The organism is Pseudomonas sp. 29 (assembly GCF_002754355.1).
Lineage (GTDB): Bacteria > Pseudomonadota > Gammaproteobacteria > Pseudomonadales > Pseudomonadaceae > Aquipseudomonas > Aquipseudomonas neuropathica.
On record NZ_PEEY01000001.1, the window covers coordinates 3,227,113 to 3,247,875 of the forward strand.

A 20,763-nucleotide genomic window follows, 5' to 3' on the forward strand; every position below is an offset into this window, starting at 1 on the left:
TCCCGATGACAACTTTGAAAAGTACCCCGCGCGCCGACGGCTTTCACATGCCGGCCGAGTGGGCGCCGCAAACGCAGACCTGGATGATCTGGCCCGAGCGCCCGGACAACTGGCGTCTGGGCGGCAAACCGGCGCAAGCCGCACATGCTGCGGTGGCCAAGGCTATTGCGCGTTTTGAACCGGTCACCGTGGCCGTGTCCGCCGGCCAGTATGAAAACGCCCGCGCGCGCCTCGACGTGCCGAATATCCGCGTGGTCGAGATGTCCAGCGATGACGCTTGGGTACGCGACAGCGGCCCGACTTTCGTCATCAACAACAGCGGCGAAGTGCGCGGTGTGAACTGGGACTTCAACGCCTGGGGAGGTTTCGACGGCGGTTTGTATTCGCCGTGGAATCGCGATTCGCAGGTCGGCGGCAAGATCCTCGAGATCGAGCGCAGCCCGCGTTACCGCACTGAAGGTTTCGTGCTTGAAGGCGGTTCGATTCATGTCGACGGCGAAGGCACGCTGATCACCACCGAAGAATGCCTGCTCAACCGCAATCGCAACCCGCACCTGAGCCGCGAAGAGATTGAAGCGGTACTCAGCGCCAATCTGTCTGTGGATAAAATCATCTGGCTGCCGGACGGTCTGTTCAACGACGAAACCGACGGCCATGTGGATAACTTCTGCTGCTACGTGCGTCCGGGCGAAGTGTTGCTGGCGTGGACCGACGATCCGCAGGATCCGAACTACCCGCGCTGCCAGGCTGCGATGAAAGTCCTGCAAAGCAGCACTGACGCCAAGGGTCGCCCGTTCACGGTGCACAAAATGCCGATTCCGGGACCGCTTTACGCGACAGAAGAAGAGTGCGCCGGTGTCGATCCGGTGGACGGCACGCAGGAACGCAATCCGTCTGTGCGCTTGGCGGGTTCCTACGTGAACTTCCTGATCGTCAACGGCGGCATCATCGCGCCGAGCTTCGACGATCCAATGGACGCGCCGGCCAAGGAAATCCTGCAGAAGCTGTTCCCGCAGCACGAAGTGGTGATGGTGCCGGGTCGCGAACTGTTACTGGGTGGCGGCAATATCCATTGCCTTACCCAACAGCAACCCGCGCCGCACAAAGAGTGAGTTGAGTCGTAACACCTTGAGTTGATTAACAAATCAGCCGGGTAATGATTAGCTCGCTATGCATCAACTGAGGCCCGCAGCCCGACAGGACCGCGGGCTTCTTTGTATCCGCTTGTCGACAACTAAGAAACATTGGCATAGCTCTTGTATTCATCACCCGTGCACTAGGGAGGGGGAGAACTTCAACAGTTCTGTCATAAACCTTGGATAACGTAGCCGCTCACGAACGGGGAGAGAGCGCTGAAATGAACGCCGAAGTGAACGTAGTCAGCGAGCGGACGTTGCATCCCATGGCCGTAAACGGCGAATCGCTCCAGATTGTCGCGCACTGGTTAAAGTCCAATGGAACGCGTCAGATCAGGGAACCTGATCCGCGCCGGATGATGATCGAGCGTTACCCCGCTGGCCTGTTCAGCGAGGCCGAACTGGAAGCATTGTGGGCTGTGATGGAAGGATAAGAAGCACAACAGGGATTGGTGAAAGCGCTGCCGGGATGGCGGCGCTTTTTTTATGCACGACACAAAATCATTGTAGGAGTGAGCCTGCTCGCGATAGCGGTGTGTCAGTTGATATCGATGTTGACTGACACACCGCTATCGCGAGCAGGCTCACTCCTACAGGTTTTGCGTTGAATCAGAAGGAATAAGTGCCGGTCATCACAACGCTACGTGGTGCACCCGGTTGGATTTGATACTGGCTGGTCGCGGACGCGTAGTACTCACGATCGGTGATGTTGTTCAGCGCCGCGCGTAAATCCCAATCCTTGAAGCGGTAACCGACCAGGGCATCCCAGCGGCCGTAACCCGGCAACACGGTGGTGTTGGCGTTATCGGCATAGCGTTGGCCAACCAGGGTCAGGCCGGTTTCGCCGTACCAGCCCATCTCCGGTTTCCAGGTCAGGAACAGGCTGCCGTTATGCTTGGCAACGTTGTTGATGCGTTTGCCTTCCAGGCCGTTGTTGTCCTTCTCGATCTTCGCGTCTTGCATACCGACGCCACCGCGCATGTACCAGTTGCCGACGAGATTGCCGGTGGCCGTCAATTCGATCCCGCGCGAGCGTTGCAAACCTGACATCACCGTCAGGGTCGGATCGTTTGGATCAGTGGTGCGGCGGTTGTAGAGTTCCAGATCGTAGATCGCCAGCGTGGTGCTCAAGCGGTCATCGAGCCAGTCGCTTTTCACGCCGATTTCTTTCTGCTTGGTCAGCTCGGGACTGAGGTCGTTGGTGTTGCCGGCCGCACCCGGAGTGATGCCGATCAAGCCACCGCCCACCGGCGAAAACGTCTTCGACCACGAGGCGTAGAACGAATGATTTTGTAGCGGCGTCCAGACCAGGCCGACGCGCGGGCTGGTGCTATGGCTGTCGCGATCTTCGGAGATGTTGCGCAGCTTGTTGGTCGACTCGATATCGAAAGTGTCGTAACGCAGACCGGCGAGCACTTGCCATTGGTCGTTCAGGCGCAGTTGATCTTGCACATATACCGCACGGCTTTTGACTTCGGTGTGGCTGCTGCTGGAGACCTGCATGCTGCCGGTGTGGCGCAGATCACGGTTCGGGTTGTACAGGTCGAGCGACGGTACGGGGCGCGCGCCCGGGGTTCTACCAGTGGCCGCGTTGTACAGCGTCGGGTCGCGGCGCTGGCTGCCGATCTCGATGCCAGTGAGCAGGCGATGCTCAAGGCCCAAGGTATCGAATCCGCCCTCAAGTTCAACGTTGTTATAGACGTTGCGAGTGGTCAGATCCTGCTGCCAATGCTGGCGCGTGACCTTGTTGGTCGCCGGCGTGTAACCGGTGAGGTAGGTGTTGTCGAAATCACTGTCGAGCTTGAACACGCCGAGGGTCTGGCGCAGTTGCCAGTTGTCATTGATTTCATAAGTGAGTTTCGAGCGCAGCGATTGCGACTTGTCGTCGATGAAATCGTGATCGTTGCCGTAGGTCGTATCGCGCCCGACATCGGCCGGGCGCCCGTTGATGCCGGGGATGCCGCGATCCGGGGTGCGGTTGTAGCGGCTGTATTCGTACTGCACCAGCCAGTTCAGGTCCGGCGTCAGTTGCCAGCTCATCGACGGCGCGAACAATTGGCGATTGCCACTGACACCGTCGCGGAAGCTGTTTTCATCCATGTTGCCCATGTTCAGGCGCAGGCTGATGTTTTCGCTCGGGTCGCTGCTGAGGTCGGCGTAAAGACTGCGCAAATCTTCGCTGCCAGCCTGGGCTTCGATAGTCGAGCGCCGGCCGAACTCGGGTATTTTGCTCACGCGGTTGACGATCCCGCCCTGACTGCCACGGCCATACAGTACGGCGGCCGGGCCTTTGAGCACTTCGACGCGTTCAATATTGTGCAAGTCGCGTTTGTATTGGCTGTCGTCGCGGATGCCATCCAGATAGAAATCGTTGCTCGCGTCGAAGCCGCGGATGCGCAGGCTGTCGAAACGGGTGTCGGCGCTGCTGCTGACGTTAGGCATACCGCTCAACGCGTCGCCGATGTCATTGGTGCCGTAGCTGGCGACGTTCGAGGTCTTGATCGAATCGATCGCCTGCGGCACATAACGTACGGGCGTCGAGGTCCGAGTCGCGGTGCTGCTGAGCTTCACGCGTGGGTCATCGGCTTGCGCTTCGGCGCTGATTGCGGTGGCGGGTAACTCGGTCGCGGAACAGGCAAAACCGCTGGACAGAAAAGCAGAAAGCCCAAGGGTGACGGGCGTAAGACGGAACGGGGCAGGCATTGAACAGCGCATCCGAAAGGGTGGAAGAATTCGATTGCGCGAATGGTAATGCTTTGCATTTACTTCCGTTAATTATTCCTTATAAGTTCCCTTGGCTGATTGTTTCAATTTGTGTCCTAACCGACACAATCTGACTGGACGAATCATTCGACCGATTCATGAAACAGACTGAAAGCCATTCCGGCGTTTTTCCGCAAGAGTGCGAGGACTAATCTGCCGCCATCGATTTTCCTGACTTTCTGCCGGAGTTTTTCCCATGATTCTTCACTACATCTACGATCCGCTGTGTGGCTGGTGTTACGGCGCCAAGCCGCTGGTGGAAGCGGCACAGTCAGTGTTGCCGGTGAATGCCCATGCCGGCGGAATGATGAGTGGCGCCAATCGCCAGCGTGTTTCCCCGCAACTGCGCAATTACGTCATACCCCACGACCGACGCATTGCCGAGTACACCGGCCAGCCGTTTGGCGAGGCCTATTTCGAAGGTTTGCTGCGTGATCACTCAGCGGTGTTCGATTCGACGCCAGCGATTGCTGCGGTCATGGCGGCTGAAGCCATCGACGGCGGCGGTTTGCGCCTGCTGGGGCGGTTGCAGACGGCGCACTATGTGGAAGGGCGACGCATTGCCGATTCAGCCGTGCTGTTGGAATTGGCGATGCAGATGGGCTATGCGCAGGAAGATTTCCACCTTGCGTTTGAGTCCGTTGATAGCGAGGGGCATATAAAAGCCAGTCGCCAGTTTTTGGCTCAATTGGGGGGTCAGGGTTTTCCAACGATTGCTCTGGAGCAGAACGGCACGTTCCAGTTGATCGACATCAGCCCCTGGCTGGGCAAGCCGCAGGCATTTGCCGATTGGTTGCAACAGGCAATCGTCGTCGATGAAACCGGTAAAACTTCTGCATTTTGTTCTATCGATGGTTGCGCCTGATACGCGCTGGATTCACTGGCTGTTTGCATTTCCCAGCAAGGAGTCAGCGCAAAATTTACGTTTCTTAGACGATTTTTACCTATTTAAAGACGATTCTTGAAATTGACACATTGTTGAGGGCGCGGCTACGATTCGGCCCAACGCCTGTGGCCAACCGCCATGACTCAAAATAAGGAGCAGGCCCGCCATGACATCGTCGTGGGCGGGTCTTTTTGTTTCGGGGTGAATAAAAGAGTGCAAAAGCGCCGTTTCCGCCGTTCGACACAGCGCGTTTCAACCCGTAATAAGGAAAACAAAATGTTGAACAAGCGAATCAGTCTGATCGCACTGGGGATGTTGAGCGCCACTCAGGCCATGGCTAACGACCAGGCCGAGTCCAAGGGTTTTGTTGAAGACAGTAGCCTCAAAGTGCTGCTGCGCAATGCCTACATCAATCGTGATTACAAAGACGGCAACAAAGACAAAGCCGAGTGGGGCCAAGCGGCCATCGGTACGTTCTCGTCCGGTTTCACCCAAGGCACCGTGGGTGTCGGCGTCGACGCTTTCGGTCTGTACGCACTGCGTCTGGACGGCGGCAAGGGCCGTAGCGGCGCCGGTGGTATCGATTTCTTCAAGCAGGAAAATGACGGTCGCGCGAACCATGACATAGCGAAGGGCGGTGCAGCGGTGAAGTTCCGCTTCTCCAACACCGTGTTGACCTACGGCGACCAGATGCCGGCCCTGCCGGTGCTGAGCTACGACAATGTGCGTCTGCTGCCGGAAAGCTACACCGGTACCCTGATCACTTCCAAAGAGATCAAAGGCCTGGAACTGAACGCCGGTCGTTTCACCGCCGAATCGCGCAAGAGCGATGAAGGCCGTGACAGCGGTGGACTGAAGTCGATCAACGTATTGGGCGGTAGCTACCAGTTCACTGAGAACTTCAAAGGTGCGTTGTACGCTTCCGACGTCGAAGACGTATTGAAGAAACAATACGTGAACGCCAACTACGTGTTGCCGTTCAACAAGGATCAGTCGCTGACCCTGGACTTCAACGGCTATCGCACCAAGCTCGACAGCTCGTACGTTCGCGAAAACACCGTTCCGGGCGAAAGCATCGTGACCGGTCGCGACAACAAGATCTGGAGCCTGGCCGCGACATTCGCCACTGGCCCGCACTCGTTCACCGTGGCGCACCAGCGCTCCACCGGCGACAGCAACCTGGGCTACGCCTATGGCGGTTACCAGAAAGATCAACACCGCGTCGGTGACGGTGGTAACTCCATCTACCTGGCCAACTCCTACTGGTCCGACTTCAACGCTGAAGACGAGCGCAGCTGGCAGTTGGGCTACGGCCTCGACTTCGGCGCATTCGGCGTACCGGGCCTGAGCTACAACTTCGCTTATGTGCGTGGCGACAACATCACCACGTCCACCAGCGAAGGCGGTACCGAGCGTGAGATCTTCAACCAGTTCAAATACGTCGTGCAGTCTGGCCCGGCCAAAGACCTGAGCGTGAAACTGCGCAGCTCGATCCTGCGTGTTTCGCAGAAATCCAGCGAGTACAACGTCAGCGGTAACGAACTGCGCGTTTTCGTGGATTACCCGATCAACATCTTCTGATGCCTGATCCAGTGTAAGAAACATGAGAAAAACCCCGACTGGTTCGGGGTTTTTTTTCGACGGTTATTCGATGAAAACCGGAAAAAACCCGTGTTTTTGTCATGTAAAAGTTGTTTTTAAGCGCCTGCAAACGCCGTTTCAAACAGTGCTTTAAATGCCTGAAATTCTTTCTCATGGACGCAAATTCTCCACCTAATAGATTAGGCCGCTCAACGCAGCGGAGAATTTGGTAATGATCGTTTTGAACAGAGAAGTGGGCGAATCGCTACGGCGCGACAAATATGTCAACGTCCAGGGTGGTGACTTCAATCTCTACGGTCATTTTGCCGACTTCGTCAGACTGACCAAAAGTTGGGAAAACATGGAGCCTGACAGCTACTACGGTCAGGCCGAAGCCGGCATGCGTTACCGTCGTTACAGCGACTTTGAGTACAACCCGAAAACCCGCGAGCTCAAGCAACTCGAGCATCGCGCCTACGTGCAGTCGAAAGAGAACAACGCCTATGTTGGCGGCCTGGTACGACACTTTCAGGACTTCTCCGATGAAGTAATTACTTCACCGGTGATGCGCAGCCTTATCGACACCGATTTCGAAGTGTACAAAAGCGTACTGCCGGAAGAGCTGCACGATGAAATCTGGCAGTGCCAGATCCATCAGATCCGCATCGAAATCAAACCCGGCAAGCAACTGGAAATCACCCCCGAAGGCATTCACTGCGACGGCTATCCGTTCAGCGGTGTGCACTTCTGGGGTCGCAATAATGTCGAGGGCGCGGAGAGTCGTTTGTACGACATCCACGAGCATCAACTGGCGTCGACCACCTACCAGGAAATTCTCGATACCACCTACTTCCTCGATCGTGACATGCGCCACTACGTGACCCCGGCCCGCAACACGCACACCCATGCGATGGCGTACCGGCAGATTCTGGCGATCTCCTTCTCGCGGCCCGGGACCGCTTTCGACATTGTTCGCTAATCAGATCACCCCAATCGACGGCGTCGAGTGCTCGACGCCGGTGGTGCTGCGACGCGCCACGGCCAAGGATGCGCAGCGCATGGAGCGCTTCTTCCGCCAGTTCGACGAAGTGTCCTTCTGCGAGTGGCAGGACGCCAAGTGCCTGCGTGGCGTGCTGATCCAGAAAACCACCACGGCCTATCTCGCCTTTGACGTGGCGGGCGAGATCGTCGGCGCGGTACTCGGTGGCATGCTCGGCAGTCGCGGCACGATTAATCATCTGGCGGTCAGCCCGCGCTATCGCAGCCAGGGCGTCGGTCAACGACTGGTTGAAGCGGCGTCGTCCGATATGAAACGGGTCGGCGTGTTACGGATGTTTCTGTTCGTCGACGATGCTAACCTCGCGGGCAAGCGATTCTGGACTGCCCAGGGTTTTTGCGAACCCCACGGCGAGCGGACATTTGAGAGGGATCTATGAATGAAACGTCCGGCAGTGCGCCGCTGATGGCTACCCATCAGCCGTCGCGCACGTTTGCCGAAGCCAGCCCGGTAGTCGCTGGCTACTTCACGGTGTCATTCGTGTTCGGGTTGATGGCCGTCAACGCCGGGTTGCCGATGTGGCTGCCAGTGGCGATGTGTTTGTTCGTATATGCCGGCGCTTCGCAATTCGCCGCACTGGCGCTGATCTCCAGCGGCGCCTCGCTGACGACTATCGTACTGACCACTTTCCTGATCAACGCGCGGCACATGTTGATGTCGGTTTACATGGCCAAGGCTCTGCGCGCACTCGGCTTGAGCCGCATGGAGCGCTGGGCTTATGCCGGTGGCCTGACGGACGAATCCTTCGCTTTCCACAGCGTTAAACTCGGCACCGGTGCGCCGGTCAATGTGCGTTATCTGATTGGCTTCAACCTGTTCTGCCACACCTCGTGGGTGCTCGGCGGTTTGCTTGGCGCCGTTTGTGCGCAGTACGCGGCGCACCTGATCAAATATCAGCTCGACTACGCCTTGACCGCGATGATGCTCTACGTGCTGGTGTCGCTGTGCAACACGCGCAACAAACTCATCGCTGCTGCGGCTGCCGTGGCCTGCATGGGCGCGCTGAGCCTGGTCGGCAGTTCGCCGTTCAATGTGTTTATCGCCACGTTTGTGGGCTGCGGAGTGGGTGTATGCCTGACCAAACGTTCCTGATTCTGGTGGTCGCGCTGATGATGGCCGTGACTTTCCTGCCACGCGCGCTGCCACTGCAAGTCAACACCGAGCACTGGCCGCCGTTTATTGCGCGGGCGCTGGAATACTTGCCGGTGGCGATCGTCGCTGCGATCAGCCTGACACCCTTGTTGATCAAGGATCAGCACATACAGCTCGATCGCCCGGAATTCTATGCCGCAATTCCGACGTTGTTATGTGCGTATTTCAGCAAAAACCTCTTTCTCAGTGTGGCGGTTGGGACGGCTGCGTACATTGCGCTCGGCTCGTTCATGTAGCGGCAAGTCGACGACATCGTTGAGTGCCTGGTTCGACAACTCCGGATTGTTCACCGCCAGACGCACTTCGAGAAAATCCTCGAACCCGGGGAAAATCGTCAGGCCGTTCTTCTGCGCAGCTTCACGCGAGACCATGCCCACCGCGTCCATCTGCGTGATCAACGACAGCGTTAACGTTTCACTGCATGAATAGACCATGCGCTGGCCGTTCTCGTGATTGCCCAGCCCCGCGTCGAGAAAACGCAAAAAGCTGTGGGAATACGGACAATCTTCCGCAGGACGTACCTGAAACTTGTTGCCCAGCAAGGTCAGGGGATCATTCTCCTGACCACAATGGGCGCCAACGACCTGCACCTGTACATCCGGCAGGACGATACTCGGCAAGCCCGGCCGCTGCGGGCCGATCAGTACCGCAAGGTCGAAGTCTTCGTTCTTCAGCTTGCTGAGATTTTCCATCGACTCGGCGTAGCTGAATTCCATCTGATAATCGGGAAACACCTCGATCAGGCGTCCGATCATTCGGCGGTTGAAGTCAGCCGCCAAAGTGTTGTTCAACGCCACCTTCAACGTGCGCTGGCCGGGCACCTTCAGCGCCTCGACCTTCTCTTCCATCTGTCGCGTGGCAATCAGCACTTTGTCCATATAAGGCGTCAGCTCAGTGCCTTGCGGCGTCAGCGTCAGGCCTTTGTTGGAACGTCGAAACAAGCGGAAACCGAACTGCTCTTCGACCTTGTTCAACTGCGCGGCCAAGGCCTGCACAGTCAGGCACGAATGCTCGGCTGCGGCCGACAACGAGCCGGTCTGCACGATGCGCATGAGGTTGCGTAAGGTTCTGCTATCCATGGGTAATGCCCTCTAAAGTGGGCTGGGTATTGTTGTTTACGAGACTGCCGGTCAGGCGCCATATGCTGGCTATATTCCTGTACCTGAGCATAGTTGTCGCGGGTTTAGTAGCGAATTGATGTCCTCGCCGATGGCTGGAGGCTGACACAGGATCGGGGTTTTTGGTGACGTGCGGGTGATGGGGGTCAAAAAAAGTGCGTGGTTTTGGTGCGTGGGGGTGATTTTTCACGGGGAAATGGCTGACAACGTTAGTGGTTTTGGCCTGCGAAATACGTGGATGCATCCTAGGCGAACTTGCGACCGAGCTGATAGCGGCGACTTGTTAAAGCAGATGAAGTGGCAGCGTCGAGACATCGAGTCTCTGTGGCTACAGTTCTGAGTGAGGTAAGCGAAGTGATTGCATCACAAGAAGCGGCCGATATGGAGTGCCAAGTTGGCAACAGGCTTCACGACGTTATTGAAATCCAAGAGCAGCCGTCCATTGCACGAATTCCTACGGACAAGACTGCCCAAGCCATGTTGGAAGCACGAACTATTCGGCAGCGGTTCGATTCGGTCGACGAAATGCTCAAATCCGGTCATATCCGAATCCCAATCAATGGGGAATGTGGTAACCAGTAATACGCTTACGGAGTTTTTTTATCGATTTATTCGTATATGTACTAGTATCAAAGCAAGACAAATCTGGAGAGGCTCAATGACTACCTCATCCCCAGCCCTCACCCCACGCGAACAACTAGACGCCCCCGAAGCCGGCCGCGTCGCGCTGAAGTTCTTCTTCAACCTCATGGAGCGCTGGGGCTGCAGCGCCGAGCAGCAACGCACACTACTCGGCGGCGTTGGCAACACCACGTTCTATAAATACAAACACCTGCCGAACATACGTCTGCCTAACGACACCCTTGAGCGCATCTCCTACCTGATGGGCATTCACAAGGCGTTGAGCATCATCTTCAGCAACAGCCGTGAGCGTGCCTACACGTGGGTCAGTAGTCCGAACACGGCAGCGCCATTCAATGGCCAAACGGCGCTGGATTACATGCTGGCGGGTCGAGTGGTCGATATCGCCGATGTGCGTCGCTACCTCGACGGGGTGCGCGGTTGAAAGTGCCCGATTTGGTTGATGTGCAATGGCCGCGAGCCTACCGGATCGTCAACAGCAGCTTTCCGCCGATTGCGCTGTTCGAAGACGTGCTCGATCCCGAAGACCTGGAAGTTGCCTACGCGCTGGAAGCGCTGACCAACGATCGCCTGATCGAACAGGCCGGGGTTCTCGCCCGAGTGCGTCCCGAAGATCGACTCTCCGGCCCCGGCTCGACTCCGGTGATGGCTGCGTTTACTCATATTGGCAAACGCAGTCGTTTCTGTGACGGCACCTTCGGCGTTTACTACGCTGCGAGCAGCCAAGCCGCAGCCATCGCCGAAACCTGTTATCACCAGGAACGATTTCTTGCGGCGACTCAGGAAGCGGATCTTGAGTTGACCATGCGGACTTACGTCAATCGGGTGGTTAAACCGCTGCACGATATCCGCCACGATCACCCCGAACTGCACAATCCGGATCCGGAGGCTTACGGGCCGTCTCAGCTATTCGCCCGGCAACTGCGCGAAACCGAGTCGTGGGGGCTGCTTTACAACAGTGTTCGTTTACCTGAGCATGAATGCGTCGCCGCGTTTCGACCTCCAGCGGTATCGATTCCGAAGCAGGGCAAGCATTTGCGCTATGTGTGGAGTGCGAGTCAGCAGAAGATTTCGTTTGTGCTTGAGATCAGTCAGGTCTGAAACGCCAAGCCCTCGCATCGGCGAGGGCCTGACACCGGCGTTTACATCAACGGCTTGTCCGGCGGCGCATCCATCACTTTCACCACATCATCGATCAGCGCCTTGCTCAATTCCTGCAAATACTGCGAGGCATAAGCGTGAAGGTCAGGGTCGCGAGAGACTGAGGTGTCCGCAGTGAGCAGTCGTGAAATGTGAAGCAAGTGCGAGGCGTGGGAAAGGGCGGCGATTACCGGTACACCACGGTTGGTGCGGAACATCGCTTGATTGGAGTGGAAGGAAAAGTGGGTGAGGCCGAGGGTTTTCAGATCTTGAGAGTGGGTCATTTCGGTTCACCTGCCGTTCGAGATGGACGGACTTGAAGTGACCGGTGTGCTGACGGATCAATGCCTTTCATTTGTTAACTCCCTGTATCAAATGAGAGCTGCCAATTCGTTATCAGACGAATGGGTGGCAGCTATGCGCGGGCTGATAAACCGGAGATACAGGAACCCGGCAGACCCGAAGGTCTCCCACGCACAGCCGCCATTGCACAGTAATGCAGACACAAAAAATGCGCCGGCAAACGTGAGTTGGGGCGCTGGTGCGCCTGTATCTTACCCGGGTTATCAGGCCCGGTCGCTGAATTGGCAGCGACGAACTGAACGTTAGCTTGAGGAAGAGCCGATGCACAATCGTGGCCCGTAGTGGCTTTGCTTGGCTTCTCGTTACAACAAATTTCGCAGGATGTCGCGCAATGCGTTTTGTCGGTCACGACTTGTCCTTCGCCTTTTCTAAGCAACAAAACGAGGAGATCAGCGATGGTCGATGAACTGGAGCATTCCAGCAGGATTTACTGGAGTCTGTACGTCAGATGAAGGCCGGTGAGGCCGCGCGCGTAACGCAGATGCTGCTCTCTGCGGCGGAGGAACAAAGCGTCGAGGCATCAAGCACTCTTGGACTGGGAAACCGGGTTGCCATTCACCCCGCCGGTTCAGTGAGCTGAGAAGCGCTGCTCATGCAATTACACTTTTTATGGGCACGCCATAATTATTGCCAGTTCATAATTTGGCATAAAAGCGGAAATTTGAGCGTTTTGGTCAGAAGCTGTGCTTTTTGGGAGAAGGGCGTCTGGCAATTAGATCGACGTGTGCGGAGGAGAGACTCTATTTCTACTGAAGGTGAAACGCGGTTAAAGATATAGACGCCCAGAAACAACAAAGCCCCTGCATTTCTGCAGGGGCTTTGTTTTGTATGGTGCGGTACCGGACGAACGGATCCACGGTTGGCAATCTGTGGTTTAGGCACCACATTTTGCTTTAGGCCTGCGTTCGCTCCTGACATTTCTCCAGACGCAATGGCAAAAAAACAAGACGTATGTTTTCCCTACCCCAAACACCATTGCGGTTGCCGTTTCCAGTCATCTGGAAATCCCATAAGTCTCAAATAACCCGGCTCTCTTTCGTCCATCATTTCGGCCAAGTGAAATTTCCAATGGCTGTCTGGACTGATCAAATCGGTTAGATACGCTAGCATCGTTAGTACTATGAATAGCCGCTGCTTGGGCTGAGGCCGATCGCCAGGTGCATTTTGGATGACCCATTCTTTAGGTAAGGATGGTCGAATCGAGAGCTCTCTGTTCCATAGTCGTGAGTGGTGGGCGCAGCAGTTTCGAATGAAGGTCAAAGTGTGGAGCCAGGAGGCCAGTACTTCGAAGGGGAGATTGAATCTGCTCGCGATCGCTTTCTTGTCGACGCTTTTGCCTATGGCATTGAACAGGGTGGATACCGTCCCAAGGCTAAGCTCTTCCAGAACAGCCCAAGCCGGCGGCAACTCGGGATTGGAATATGTTGATCCGTAGAATCGAAAATAGTTATCGCGCGTGCGATTCTCAATTCGCTGCTGCTGCTGGATCTGATCTGCTCGGCTGCTCTTTTTTATACGATCAATCTCACGTCCAAGTTTGTTGCGTTCCTTGCTCAGTTGATCTCGCAGGGGCCGCAATAAATCCGAATGAGAGTATGACGAGGAGAAGATTGACGCATCAGCTATCCAGTCAGGCCCGTACTTCGGGCACATGTGATTGCTGATAGTCGCTCGTATGGCGACTTCGACACGTTCGATAGCATCCATGGTAATGCGTCGCAACGAACCATCGAAACGGTAGATGTCGACGACTGCTTTCAGACTGCTACCAGGTTTGAAGGTGTGTTCAGGGTTTGTTTCCTGAAAAGGGCGCATATAGGGGCTCAAGCGAAACAGCGTGACCACTTCTAGGAAACGCATGGCGCGCTCGTCGTTTGCGACTTGCAGGCCTCGTTGCTTTAGCAGTTCCAATTGCTGTTCTACGCTGAGGGCCGGCTTGTCGAAGGGCCTCATGTAGCTTTCTCCAGGCAAAAAAAACCCGCACGATTTGAGCTTGCTGACAGGGTCAACCTAGGCTTGGCGGGTGTGTTGGGGTGCATTATAGGTAGGTGTAAGAGCCCGTCAATGTTGGGCTGATGTGAAATTGTAACGGGTCGAGGCGCGCGGGCTGAGTTGGTCTGTTGATTGAGTGGCGTCGCTGATCGCATCTCAGCGATGCTGAAGCTCCTTGGAGTTCCAAACGCCAGAAACAACAAAGCCCCTGCATTTCTGCAGGGGCTTCGTTTTGTATGGTGCCGGCACCAGGAGTCGAACCCGGGACCTACTGATTACAAGTCAGTTGCTCTACCAACTGAGCTATACCGGCGTTGTGGGCGACGATTATAGCGATTGGGAAGATCCTGTAAACCCCTGAATTCAGACTATTTTTGCATCGCGGCAAATTAAGCACCGCGCAATGCGTAACGCAGCATTTGTGCCTTACGCACGATAGGGCTGTTTTGCAGTACAGGCAGTGGAGTTTCGGCTTTCGCGAGGGCGAAATTATTCGCTCGGCGGACCCATTATTCGGCGGTTATGTCGTTTTGATTGGCAGCTTATGCACAACTGAGAGGCACGAAGTCATACTCAGGCGAGGTTTTGTGAACCCATTCTCATTTTGTTCGCAAATCCCTGTTTTACAGGTTTTTTATTTATGTGAACAAAAAATGACCAGTGTTGTTAAGACGACGAAACAGGCGCAGATATTGGATCCACGGCAAATCCATCAACAGAGTTATCCACAGGCTGTAAGGTTTTAAGCGCGTTCGGCGAGCAGCAGTAAATTACGCGGTGTGAGCGAGGTGTCGCAAAAAGTGCCGAGGCGTACGACGTATCCCTGTTCGACGAGGAAAAGTGCCCGATCCAGATTCAGCCAAAGCTCCAGTGGTCGTCGGAACAATCCGCGAAGCAATTCGAGGTTACGAACTTCGGCCAACCGCTGCCAACCGGCGGCTTCGAGTGTCGACCAATCTGGCGAGCCGATTGTGGATAACTCTTTCAGCGCTGCCAGATCGCGGCAGTAATCGGCGAAGGTTTTGTCCAACCAGGCGCTGGGCAGGGACGGGGTGGGCAGGTATTCGTCTATTCCACGTACTTGCCGTTGCAGCAAATCGAAAGCCAAGCGCCGGGCCATGGAGGTGTCACGCTGACGTCGGACCCGTGCACCGGCGGTGACAGTTTCGCTCATGGGTAGAGCCAGATCTTCGAGCGAGAGCTGTAGGACGGATCGCAAACCGACAGAGGACAACGCCTGGTACTCGTTGCGACTGATGCGGTTGTAACAGCAGGGCGCGATCGCCATTTGCTGGCAGTCGGCAGCGCTGGCCAGTTGCATCAAACGCACATGCAGATCGCCGCAGGCGTGGAGGGCGACGGGTGTGTGGGCTGCGCTCAATACACTTGAAGCATTCGCTGCCAACACATCCTGCTCGACATGCAGCGCGTGTAAATGATGGCGCTGACTCAACGCCTGACCACTGGCGACCAATGCTGGATCGTATTCAACGCAGGTCAACTGTTGGCCATCACTCAACAACCGCCGGCCCAAATGCCCCTTGCCGGAACACCAATCGAGCCAGTGCGTCGGTTGCGAGGAAAAAGACAAACGACTGGCAAACGCTTCAATCTGCTGCCACTTGCGCCCCGGTACATCGACATTCAAGCGATGCGCCGCAGCTTCCAGCGCATGCCCAGGCAACTGACCGACAGCGCTCAGCTCAGCCGATATCGCTGCCAATGAAGCAAATGGCTCCGGCGCTTCGGCAAGATCAGCAGGTTGGTTGTGTGCGTTTTCTGCATCGTCCAGCGACCGTCCTCGTAGCCACAAGGCCAACTTCGGGTAGGACGCTTCCCAGGGAAGCTGCAGATGAGTGAACGGACGAGGTTTCCACAGCGCCTGATGCTCAATCAAAAAAGCATCCAGCGCGGTGAAGCGGGCGAGTAACTCCTCGCCCGTCAGCACGCAGGAGGAGTCAACGCCCTTGGCAGGCATCGACGCGCAACCATCGCTCCAGCTGTTTGAATGCCTGAACGAGAACAAACGACATCAGCAGGTAGATGACGCCTGCGGTGAAGAACATATCCACGGTGAGGTAGTTGCGGGCAATGATCGTGCGGGTAATGCCGGTGAGTTCGAGCAAGGTCACCGTGCTCGCCAGAGAACTGGCCTTCAACATCAGGATGACTTCGTTGCTGTAGGCCGGCAGGCCGATGCGAGCGGCGCGCGGCAGGACGATATAGAACAATGCCTTGGCCTTTGACATGCCCAGTGCACGCGCGGCTTCGATCTCGCCCGGCGGGATCGCTTGAATGGCGCCACGCAGGATTTCGGCGATATAGGCGGCAGTATGCAGGGTCATCGTGGCGACAGCGCACCAGAAGGGTTCTCGCAAATACGGCCACATGAAACTGTCGCGTACGGCGTCGAACTGAGCCAGGCCGTAGTAGACCAGAAACAGTTGTACGAGCAACGGAGTGCCACGAAAGAAAAAGATGTAAGCGTAAGGAAATGCGCGAACAAACCAGAGCTTGGAGGAGCGCGCGATGCCCAGAGGAATCGCCAGCAACAACCCGAGAATAACGGCGATGCCCACCAGTTCGAGTGTCAGGACGGCGCCCTGAAAGAACTTCGGCAGCCACTTATAGATGACTTCCCATTCCATTACGTCGTCCTCACGAAGCCACGGGCGGCGCGTTTTTCCATGAAGTGCATGGTGGACATCGCCAATATGGTCAGGCCCAGATACATGACGGCTGCGACCAGATAGAAGGTGAATGGATGCTTGGCGAAGGTCACGGCGTTCTGCGCATTGCGCATGATTTCTTCCAGGCCGATGACCGACACCAGAGCGGTATCTTTCATCAGGATCATGAACAGATTGCCCAGGCCGGGCAGGGCGATGCGCCACATCTGCGGCATGATCAACCGGGTGAAGATCCGCCATTTCGACAGGCCCAGGGCCTGACCGGCCTCACGGTGTCCTTTCGGAATGGCCAGGATGGCGCCACGAAATACCTCCGTGGCATAGGCGCCGAAGCAAAGTCCAAGTGCGGTTACGCCCGCCACAAAGGGGCTTAGTGCCAGGTCTGGATTGCCAAAGTATTCGCCAATGGCATTCATCGTCTTGACGGTGCCGAGGTAGATCAGCAGAACCCAAAGCAGCTCCGGCACACCACGTACGATGGTCGAGTAGGTTTCGCCAAGCCATTGCAGCGGCTTGTACGGGGAAGTCTTGGCCAAGGCGCCGAGCAGACCGAGCACCAGCCCCAGGCACAGGGCGGTGAGAGCCAGTTGGACGGTCATCAGCGCGCCGGCAGCGAGGGCCGGGCCGAATCCGTAGAGGTCGATAATCATGGGTTTCTGTTCAAATTGCGGCAGGCAAAGTCGGGAGCCGGCGCCGTTCAATCACGGCGCCAGTCCCACAGGTCAGGATCAATAGATGCTGAACGGGAAGTACTTGTCGTTGATCTTCTTGTAGGTACCGTCGGCGACGATTTCCTTCAGGGCAGCGTTCAGCTTGTTGCGCAGTTCGTTGTCACCCTTGCGCACGGCGATGCCGATCTTGTCGCTTTCTACAACCGGGTCGCCCTTGAACTCGTAGTTCTTGCCCGCGTCGCTTTTCAGCCAGTCGTAGTTGGCGTACTTGTCGGCGAGGATCGCGTCGACACGACCGGACGTCAGGTCGAGGTAGGCGTTTTCCTGGGTGTCATAGAGTTTGACGTTGAGATCGCTGCCGTAGTTGTCTTCCAGCCAGGTGCCGGCCAGCGTGGCACGCTGGGTACCGATGGACTTGCCCTTCAGCGAGTCCTTGTCGGTTTTGAAGTCGACGTTTTTCGGTGCAATGAACTGCAGTTTGTTCGAGTAGTACGGGTCGGTGAAGTCGACCGCGCCCTTGCGCTCGTCGGTGATCGACAGCGACGAGATCAGGAAGTCGAACTTCTTCGCGTTCAGGGCCGGGATGATGCCGTCCCAGTCGGAAGTGACCACGGTGCACTCGACTTTCATCTTCGCGCAGAGGGCGTCGCCGATGTCTTTGTCGAAGCCGACCACGTTGCCGCTGGCGTCTTTGTTGTTGAACGGCGGGTAAGCCGCTTCGATGCCCATCTTCAGTGTTTCGGCCATGGCACCGGCGCTGAACGCCAGGGTGACGGCGGCGGCCAGGAAGACCTTTTTAAAATTCTGCATGCATGTTGCTCCGTTAGCGGTTGCTGGACATGAATTGTTTGCAGCGCGCCGAAAGCGGGTTTTCGAACACCTGCTGAGGCGATCCTTGCTCTTCTATAAGGCCCTGATGAAGGAACACCACTTCGCTGGAGACCTGACGGGCGAAACCCATTTCGTGGGTCACGAGCAGCATGGTACGGCCTTCTTCGGCCAATGCGCGGATGACACTAAGTACTTCCTGAACCATTTCCGGGTCAAGCGCCGAGGTGGGTTCATCGAACAGGATCACCTTCGGTTGCATCGCCAGCGTGCGGGCAATCGCCGCGCGTTGTTGCTGGCCACCGGACAGTTGCGCCGGGTAGGCATGGCGCTTGTCGGCGATGCCGACCTTGGCCAGCAGCGCTTCGGCGACTTCGATGGCTTCGGCCTTGCTCTGGCCGAGCACGCGACGCGGTGCCTCGATGATGTTGTCGAGGATGCTCATGTGCGGCCACAGATTAAAGTTTTGAAACACAAAACCAATCTCGGAACGCAGGCGGTTGATCTGTTTGCCGTCGGCGGCAATCAGTTCGCCATTTTTGGCGGATTTGAGCTTGAGTTCTTCGCCGGCCACCAGAATCTGGCCCTGATGTGGATTTTCCAGCAGGTTGATGCAACGGAGGAACGTGGACTTGCCGGAACCTGAGGAACCGAGGATCGAGATCACATCGCCGTCGCGGGCGGTCAGCGAGATACCTTTGAGTACCTCAAGCTGTCCGTAGCGTTTGTGCAAGTTGCGGATTTCAAGCGCGGGCGTGGCCTCAGCCATGTGCGTTCCTCATATATGTTGCGCTCCAGCTGTTGGATGGCCTTCCTGGCGAGGCGGCCAAGCTAGCATAGCGTTTCAATGGCAGCCAACAGCGCTACGAGCGGTTAACGGGTGGCATGTGGCAGGTTGTCGCATCGGCACAGCAGACTGTCGCCCCATCAACAACCGAACGGGTGTTTGATCGTGCAAACCCGTGGGTGTCGCGTAAAAAAAGGCGCGATGTTGCCAGCTTTGGCGGGGTGTTGGAAGCGCTATCCGGCCGAACGTTCCTGAATCGCCCTTTTATTGTGCATCCCACACTTTTTCGGTGTGTTTCTGGTGCGCTGTTTCGTTTGAAAAGTGAGTCGCAGGGTAACGCTCTGGCGGATTGCCATTAAATCCAAGGACTTGCGATTACTGTCCGGTCTCGCGCAAAACCGCAGCCCTGAAGAGTTTGAAACATTTTGGCGCATTTATTGCGTGCAGAATACGGAACGCCCCGTTGGTTTCTTTTTACGAGAAAGAAAATGCCAGACGGGCCGGACGCAATCGCTTTCCTCGCAAAGGTAGTTTCGATGAGCAGTACCCCAAGCTCCAATGGCCTCGAACAGGGGCTCAAACCGCGTCATGTGACCATGTTGTCGATCGCCGGTGTAATCGGCGCCGGTCTGTTCGTTGGCTCCGGCCACGCCATCGCAGCCGCCGGCCCTGCCGTGCTGCTGGCCTACGCCGCCGCCGGTACCCTGGTGGTTTTAGTGATGCGCATGCTCGGCGAAATGGCCGTTGCCTCGCCGGACACGGGCTCCTTCTCGACGTACGCCGACCGTGCCATCGGGCACTGGGCCGGTTTCACCATCGGCTGGCTGTACTGGTGGTTCTGGGTCTTGGTGATTCCACTGGAAGCCAACGCCGCCGCAACCATTCTCCATGCGTGGTTCCCTGATGTCGGCATCTGGGCATTCGCGCTGGTCATCACCCTGTTGTTGACCGTCACCAACCTGTTCAGCGTAAAGAATTACGGCGAGTTCGAATTCTGGTTCGCGCTGATCAAAGTGCTGGCAATCATCGGCTTCATCATCCTCGGCCTTGCGGCGATCTTCGGCTTTCTGCCGAACAGCCAGGTCAGCGGCGTTTCGCACCTGTTCGACAGCGGCGGCTTCCTGCCCAACGGCATGGGCGCGGTACTGGGTGCGATCCTGACCACCATGTTCTCCTTCATGGGTACCGAGATCGTGACCATCGCGGCCGCGGAATCGAAGAACCCGGGCAAGCAAATCTCCAAGGCCACCAACTCGGTGATCTGGCGGATCGGCCTGTTCTACCTCGTGTCGATCTTCATCGTTGTGGCTCTGGTGCCATGGAACGATCCTACGCTGGCCAACCTCGGTTCCTACCAGACCGTGCTTGAGCGCATGGGCATCCCGAACGCGAAAATGATCGTCGACATCGTGGTTCTGGTCGCCGTGACCAGTTGCCTGAACTCGGCGCTGTACACCTCGTCGCGCATGCTCTTCTCCCTCGGCAAGCGTGGCGATGCACCGGCCATGGCGACACGGGTGAACAAAAGCGGCACGCCTTACTGGGCGGTGATGCTGTCCACCGGCGCGGCATTCCTCTGCACCTTCGCCAACTACGTAGCCCCGGCTGCAGTGTTCGAATTCCTGTTGGCCAGCTCTGGCGCGATTGCACTGTTGGTGTATCTGGTGATCGCATTCTCGCAACTGCGTATGCGTAAACAGCGTATGGCGCGCGGCGAGAAAATCGTCTTCAGCATGTGGCTGTTCCCGGGCCTGACCTACGCGGTGATCATCTTCATCGTCGCGGCCCTGACCATCATGTTGTTCCAGGAAGCGCATCGCGTGGAGATCCTCGCGACTGGCTTGCTGAGTCTGATGGTGGTGGCTGCCGGTCTGTTGGTGGCACGCCGTCGCAAGCTGGAAAAACGTGGCGCGGTGGTGTTGAACTGATCCGTTACGCGTAACGCAAAACGGCCGCT

At 56.7% G+C, this 20,763-nt stretch carries 20 protein-coding genes, 1 tRNA gene and 1 pseudogene; 12 read left to right on the forward strand and 10 right to left on the reverse strand.

Annotated elements, in window-relative coordinates:
- Positions 1-5: 5 nt before the first annotated feature.
- Together aguA and CLU80_RS15010 are read left to right on the forward strand one after the other, a co-directional pair.
- Complete coding sequence (gene aguA, locus CLU80_RS15005; protein WP_034151906.1) at positions 6-1,112, forward strand: agmatine deiminase; 1,107 nt, start codon at positions 6-8, stop codon at positions 1,110-1,112.
- A gap of 245 nt (positions 1,113-1,357) precedes the next feature.
- A complete protein-coding gene (locus tag CLU80_RS15010; RefSeq protein ID WP_008080512.1) occupies positions 1,358-1,570 on the forward strand; it encodes a hypothetical protein in 213 nt (70 codons plus the stop codon).
- A 175-nt stretch (positions 1,571-1,745) separates the two neighbouring features.
- Here CLU80_RS15010 and CLU80_RS15015 read toward each other — a convergent pair whose 3' ends face one another.
- Positions 1,746-3,839, reverse strand: a complete 2,094-nt coding sequence (locus CLU80_RS15015; RefSeq protein ID WP_099757730.1) for a TonB-dependent receptor — start codon at positions 3,837-3,839, stop codon at positions 1,746-1,748.
- Between the two features lie 256 nt (positions 3,840-4,095).
- Between CLU80_RS15015 and CLU80_RS15020 the strand changes: the two genes are divergently transcribed.
- From CLU80_RS15020 to CLU80_RS15045, 6 genes are all read left to right on the forward strand, one after another.
- Positions 4,096-4,764 carry a DsbA family protein gene (locus CLU80_RS15020; protein ID WP_099757731.1) on the forward strand — a complete coding sequence of 223 codons (669 nt, stop codon included), beginning with the start codon at positions 4,096-4,098 and terminating at the stop codon, positions 4,762-4,764.
- A gap of 297 nt (positions 4,765-5,061) precedes the next feature.
- Positions 5,062-6,366, forward strand: coding sequence for an OprD family porin (locus CLU80_RS15025; protein ID WP_093430007.1), 1,305 nt, complete (start codon positions 5,062-5,064; stop codon positions 6,364-6,366).
- 232 nt (positions 6,367-6,598) lie between these two features.
- Positions 6,599-7,345 carry a 2OG-Fe dioxygenase family protein gene (locus CLU80_RS15030; RefSeq protein WP_034151909.1) on the forward strand — a complete coding sequence of 249 codons (747 nt, stop codon included), beginning with the start codon at positions 6,599-6,601 and terminating at the stop codon, positions 7,343-7,345.
- A gap of 79 nt (positions 7,346-7,424) precedes the next feature.
- Positions 7,425-7,802, forward strand: a complete 378-nt coding sequence (locus CLU80_RS15035; protein ID WP_008080517.1) for a GNAT family N-acetyltransferase — start codon at positions 7,425-7,427, stop codon at positions 7,800-7,802.
- Entirely contained in the window at positions 7,799-8,515 is a 717-nt protein-coding gene (locus CLU80_RS15040) for an AzlC family ABC transporter permease (RefSeq protein WP_099757732.1), read from the forward strand. The genes CLU80_RS15035 and CLU80_RS15040 overlap by 4 nt, the downstream gene beginning before the upstream one ends.
- The gene (locus CLU80_RS15045; protein WP_007909127.1) at positions 8,494-8,811 is read left to right on the forward strand and encodes an AzlD domain-containing protein; all 318 of its coding nucleotides are present in this window, start codon (positions 8,494-8,496) and stop codon (positions 8,809-8,811) included. The genes CLU80_RS15040 and CLU80_RS15045 overlap by 22 nt, the downstream gene beginning before the upstream one ends.
- Here the strand turns inward: CLU80_RS15045 and CLU80_RS15050 are convergent.
- Positions 8,728-9,654 (reverse strand): LysR family transcriptional regulator, encoded by a 927-nt coding sequence (locus CLU80_RS15050; RefSeq protein WP_093430009.1) that lies wholly within the window; start codon positions 9,652-9,654, stop codon positions 8,728-8,730. The two genes, CLU80_RS15045 and CLU80_RS15050, sit on opposite strands and share 84 nt — an antisense overlap.
- A gap of 697 nt (positions 9,655-10,351) precedes the next feature.
- On the opposite strand from CLU80_RS15050, the gene CLU80_RS15065 reads away from it, so the two are divergent.
- Together CLU80_RS15065 and CLU80_RS15070 are read left to right on the forward strand one after the other, a co-directional pair.
- Complete coding sequence (locus CLU80_RS15065; RefSeq protein WP_016986313.1) at positions 10,352-10,759, forward strand: MbcA/ParS/Xre antitoxin family protein; 408 nt, start codon at positions 10,352-10,354, stop codon at positions 10,757-10,759.
- 11 nt (positions 10,760-10,770) lie between these two features.
- A complete protein-coding gene (locus CLU80_RS15070) occupies positions 10,771-11,436 on the forward strand; it encodes an RES family NAD+ phosphorylase (protein WP_099759380.1) in 666 nt (221 codons plus the stop codon).
- Positions 11,437-11,477: 41 nt separating this feature from the next.
- Here the strand turns inward: CLU80_RS15070 and CLU80_RS15075 are convergent, their stop codons facing one another.
- Positions 11,478-11,759 carry a DUF3077 domain-containing protein gene (locus tag CLU80_RS15075; RefSeq protein ID WP_064388945.1) on the reverse strand — a complete coding sequence of 94 codons (282 nt, stop codon included), beginning with the start codon at positions 11,757-11,759 and terminating at the stop codon, positions 11,478-11,480.
- A gap of 474 nt (positions 11,760-12,233) precedes the next feature.
- On the opposite strand from CLU80_RS15075, the pseudogene CLU80_RS15080 reads away from it, so the two are divergent.
- Positions 12,234-12,343: pseudogene (locus CLU80_RS15080) on the forward strand (helix-turn-helix domain-containing protein); the annotation flags it as partial.
- A 455-nt stretch (positions 12,344-12,798) separates the two neighbouring features.
- Here the strand turns inward: CLU80_RS15080 and CLU80_RS15085 are convergent.
- The 7 genes from CLU80_RS15085 to CLU80_RS15115 all read right to left on the reverse strand — a co-directional run bounded on the left by CLU80_RS15085 (position 12,799) and on the right by CLU80_RS15115 (position 18,788).
- Positions 12,799-13,791, reverse strand: a complete 993-nt coding sequence (locus CLU80_RS15085) for an Abi family protein (protein ID WP_099757733.1) — start codon at positions 13,789-13,791, stop codon at positions 12,799-12,801.
- Positions 13,792-14,067: 276 nt separating this feature from the next.
- Positions 14,068-14,143 (reverse strand) — tRNA-Thr (locus CLU80_RS15090).
- Between the two features lie 429 nt (positions 14,144-14,572).
- Complete coding sequence (locus tag CLU80_RS15095; protein WP_099757734.1) at positions 14,573-15,808, reverse strand: methyltransferase; 1,236 nt, start codon at positions 15,806-15,808, stop codon at positions 14,573-14,575.
- On the reverse strand, positions 15,789-16,478 hold the full coding sequence (locus CLU80_RS15100) for an ABC transporter permease (protein WP_099757735.1): 690 nt from the start codon (positions 16,476-16,478) through the stop codon (positions 15,789-15,791). Before CLU80_RS15100 ends, CLU80_RS15095 begins: the two co-directional genes overlap by 20 nt.
- A complete protein-coding gene (locus tag CLU80_RS15105; protein WP_099757736.1) occupies positions 16,478-17,170 on the reverse strand; it encodes an ABC transporter permease in 693 nt (230 codons plus the stop codon). Before CLU80_RS15105 ends, CLU80_RS15100 begins: the two co-directional genes overlap by 1 nt.
- Positions 17,171-17,248: 78 nt before the next feature.
- Entirely contained in the window at positions 17,249-18,001 is a 753-nt protein-coding gene (locus CLU80_RS15110) for an ABC transporter substrate-binding protein (RefSeq protein WP_099757737.1), read from the reverse strand.
- Between the two features lie 13 nt (positions 18,002-18,014).
- A complete protein-coding gene (locus CLU80_RS15115; RefSeq protein ID WP_093430016.1) occupies positions 18,015-18,788 on the reverse strand; it encodes an ABC transporter ATP-binding protein in 774 nt (257 codons plus the stop codon).
- 554 nt (positions 18,789-19,342) lie between these two features.
- Between CLU80_RS15115 and gabP the strand changes: the two genes are divergently transcribed.
- Positions 19,343-20,734 (forward strand): GABA permease, encoded by a 1,392-nt coding sequence (gene gabP / locus CLU80_RS15120; protein WP_007909168.1) that lies wholly within the window; start codon positions 19,343-19,345, stop codon positions 20,732-20,734.
- Positions 20,735-20,763 lie beyond the last annotated feature (29 nt).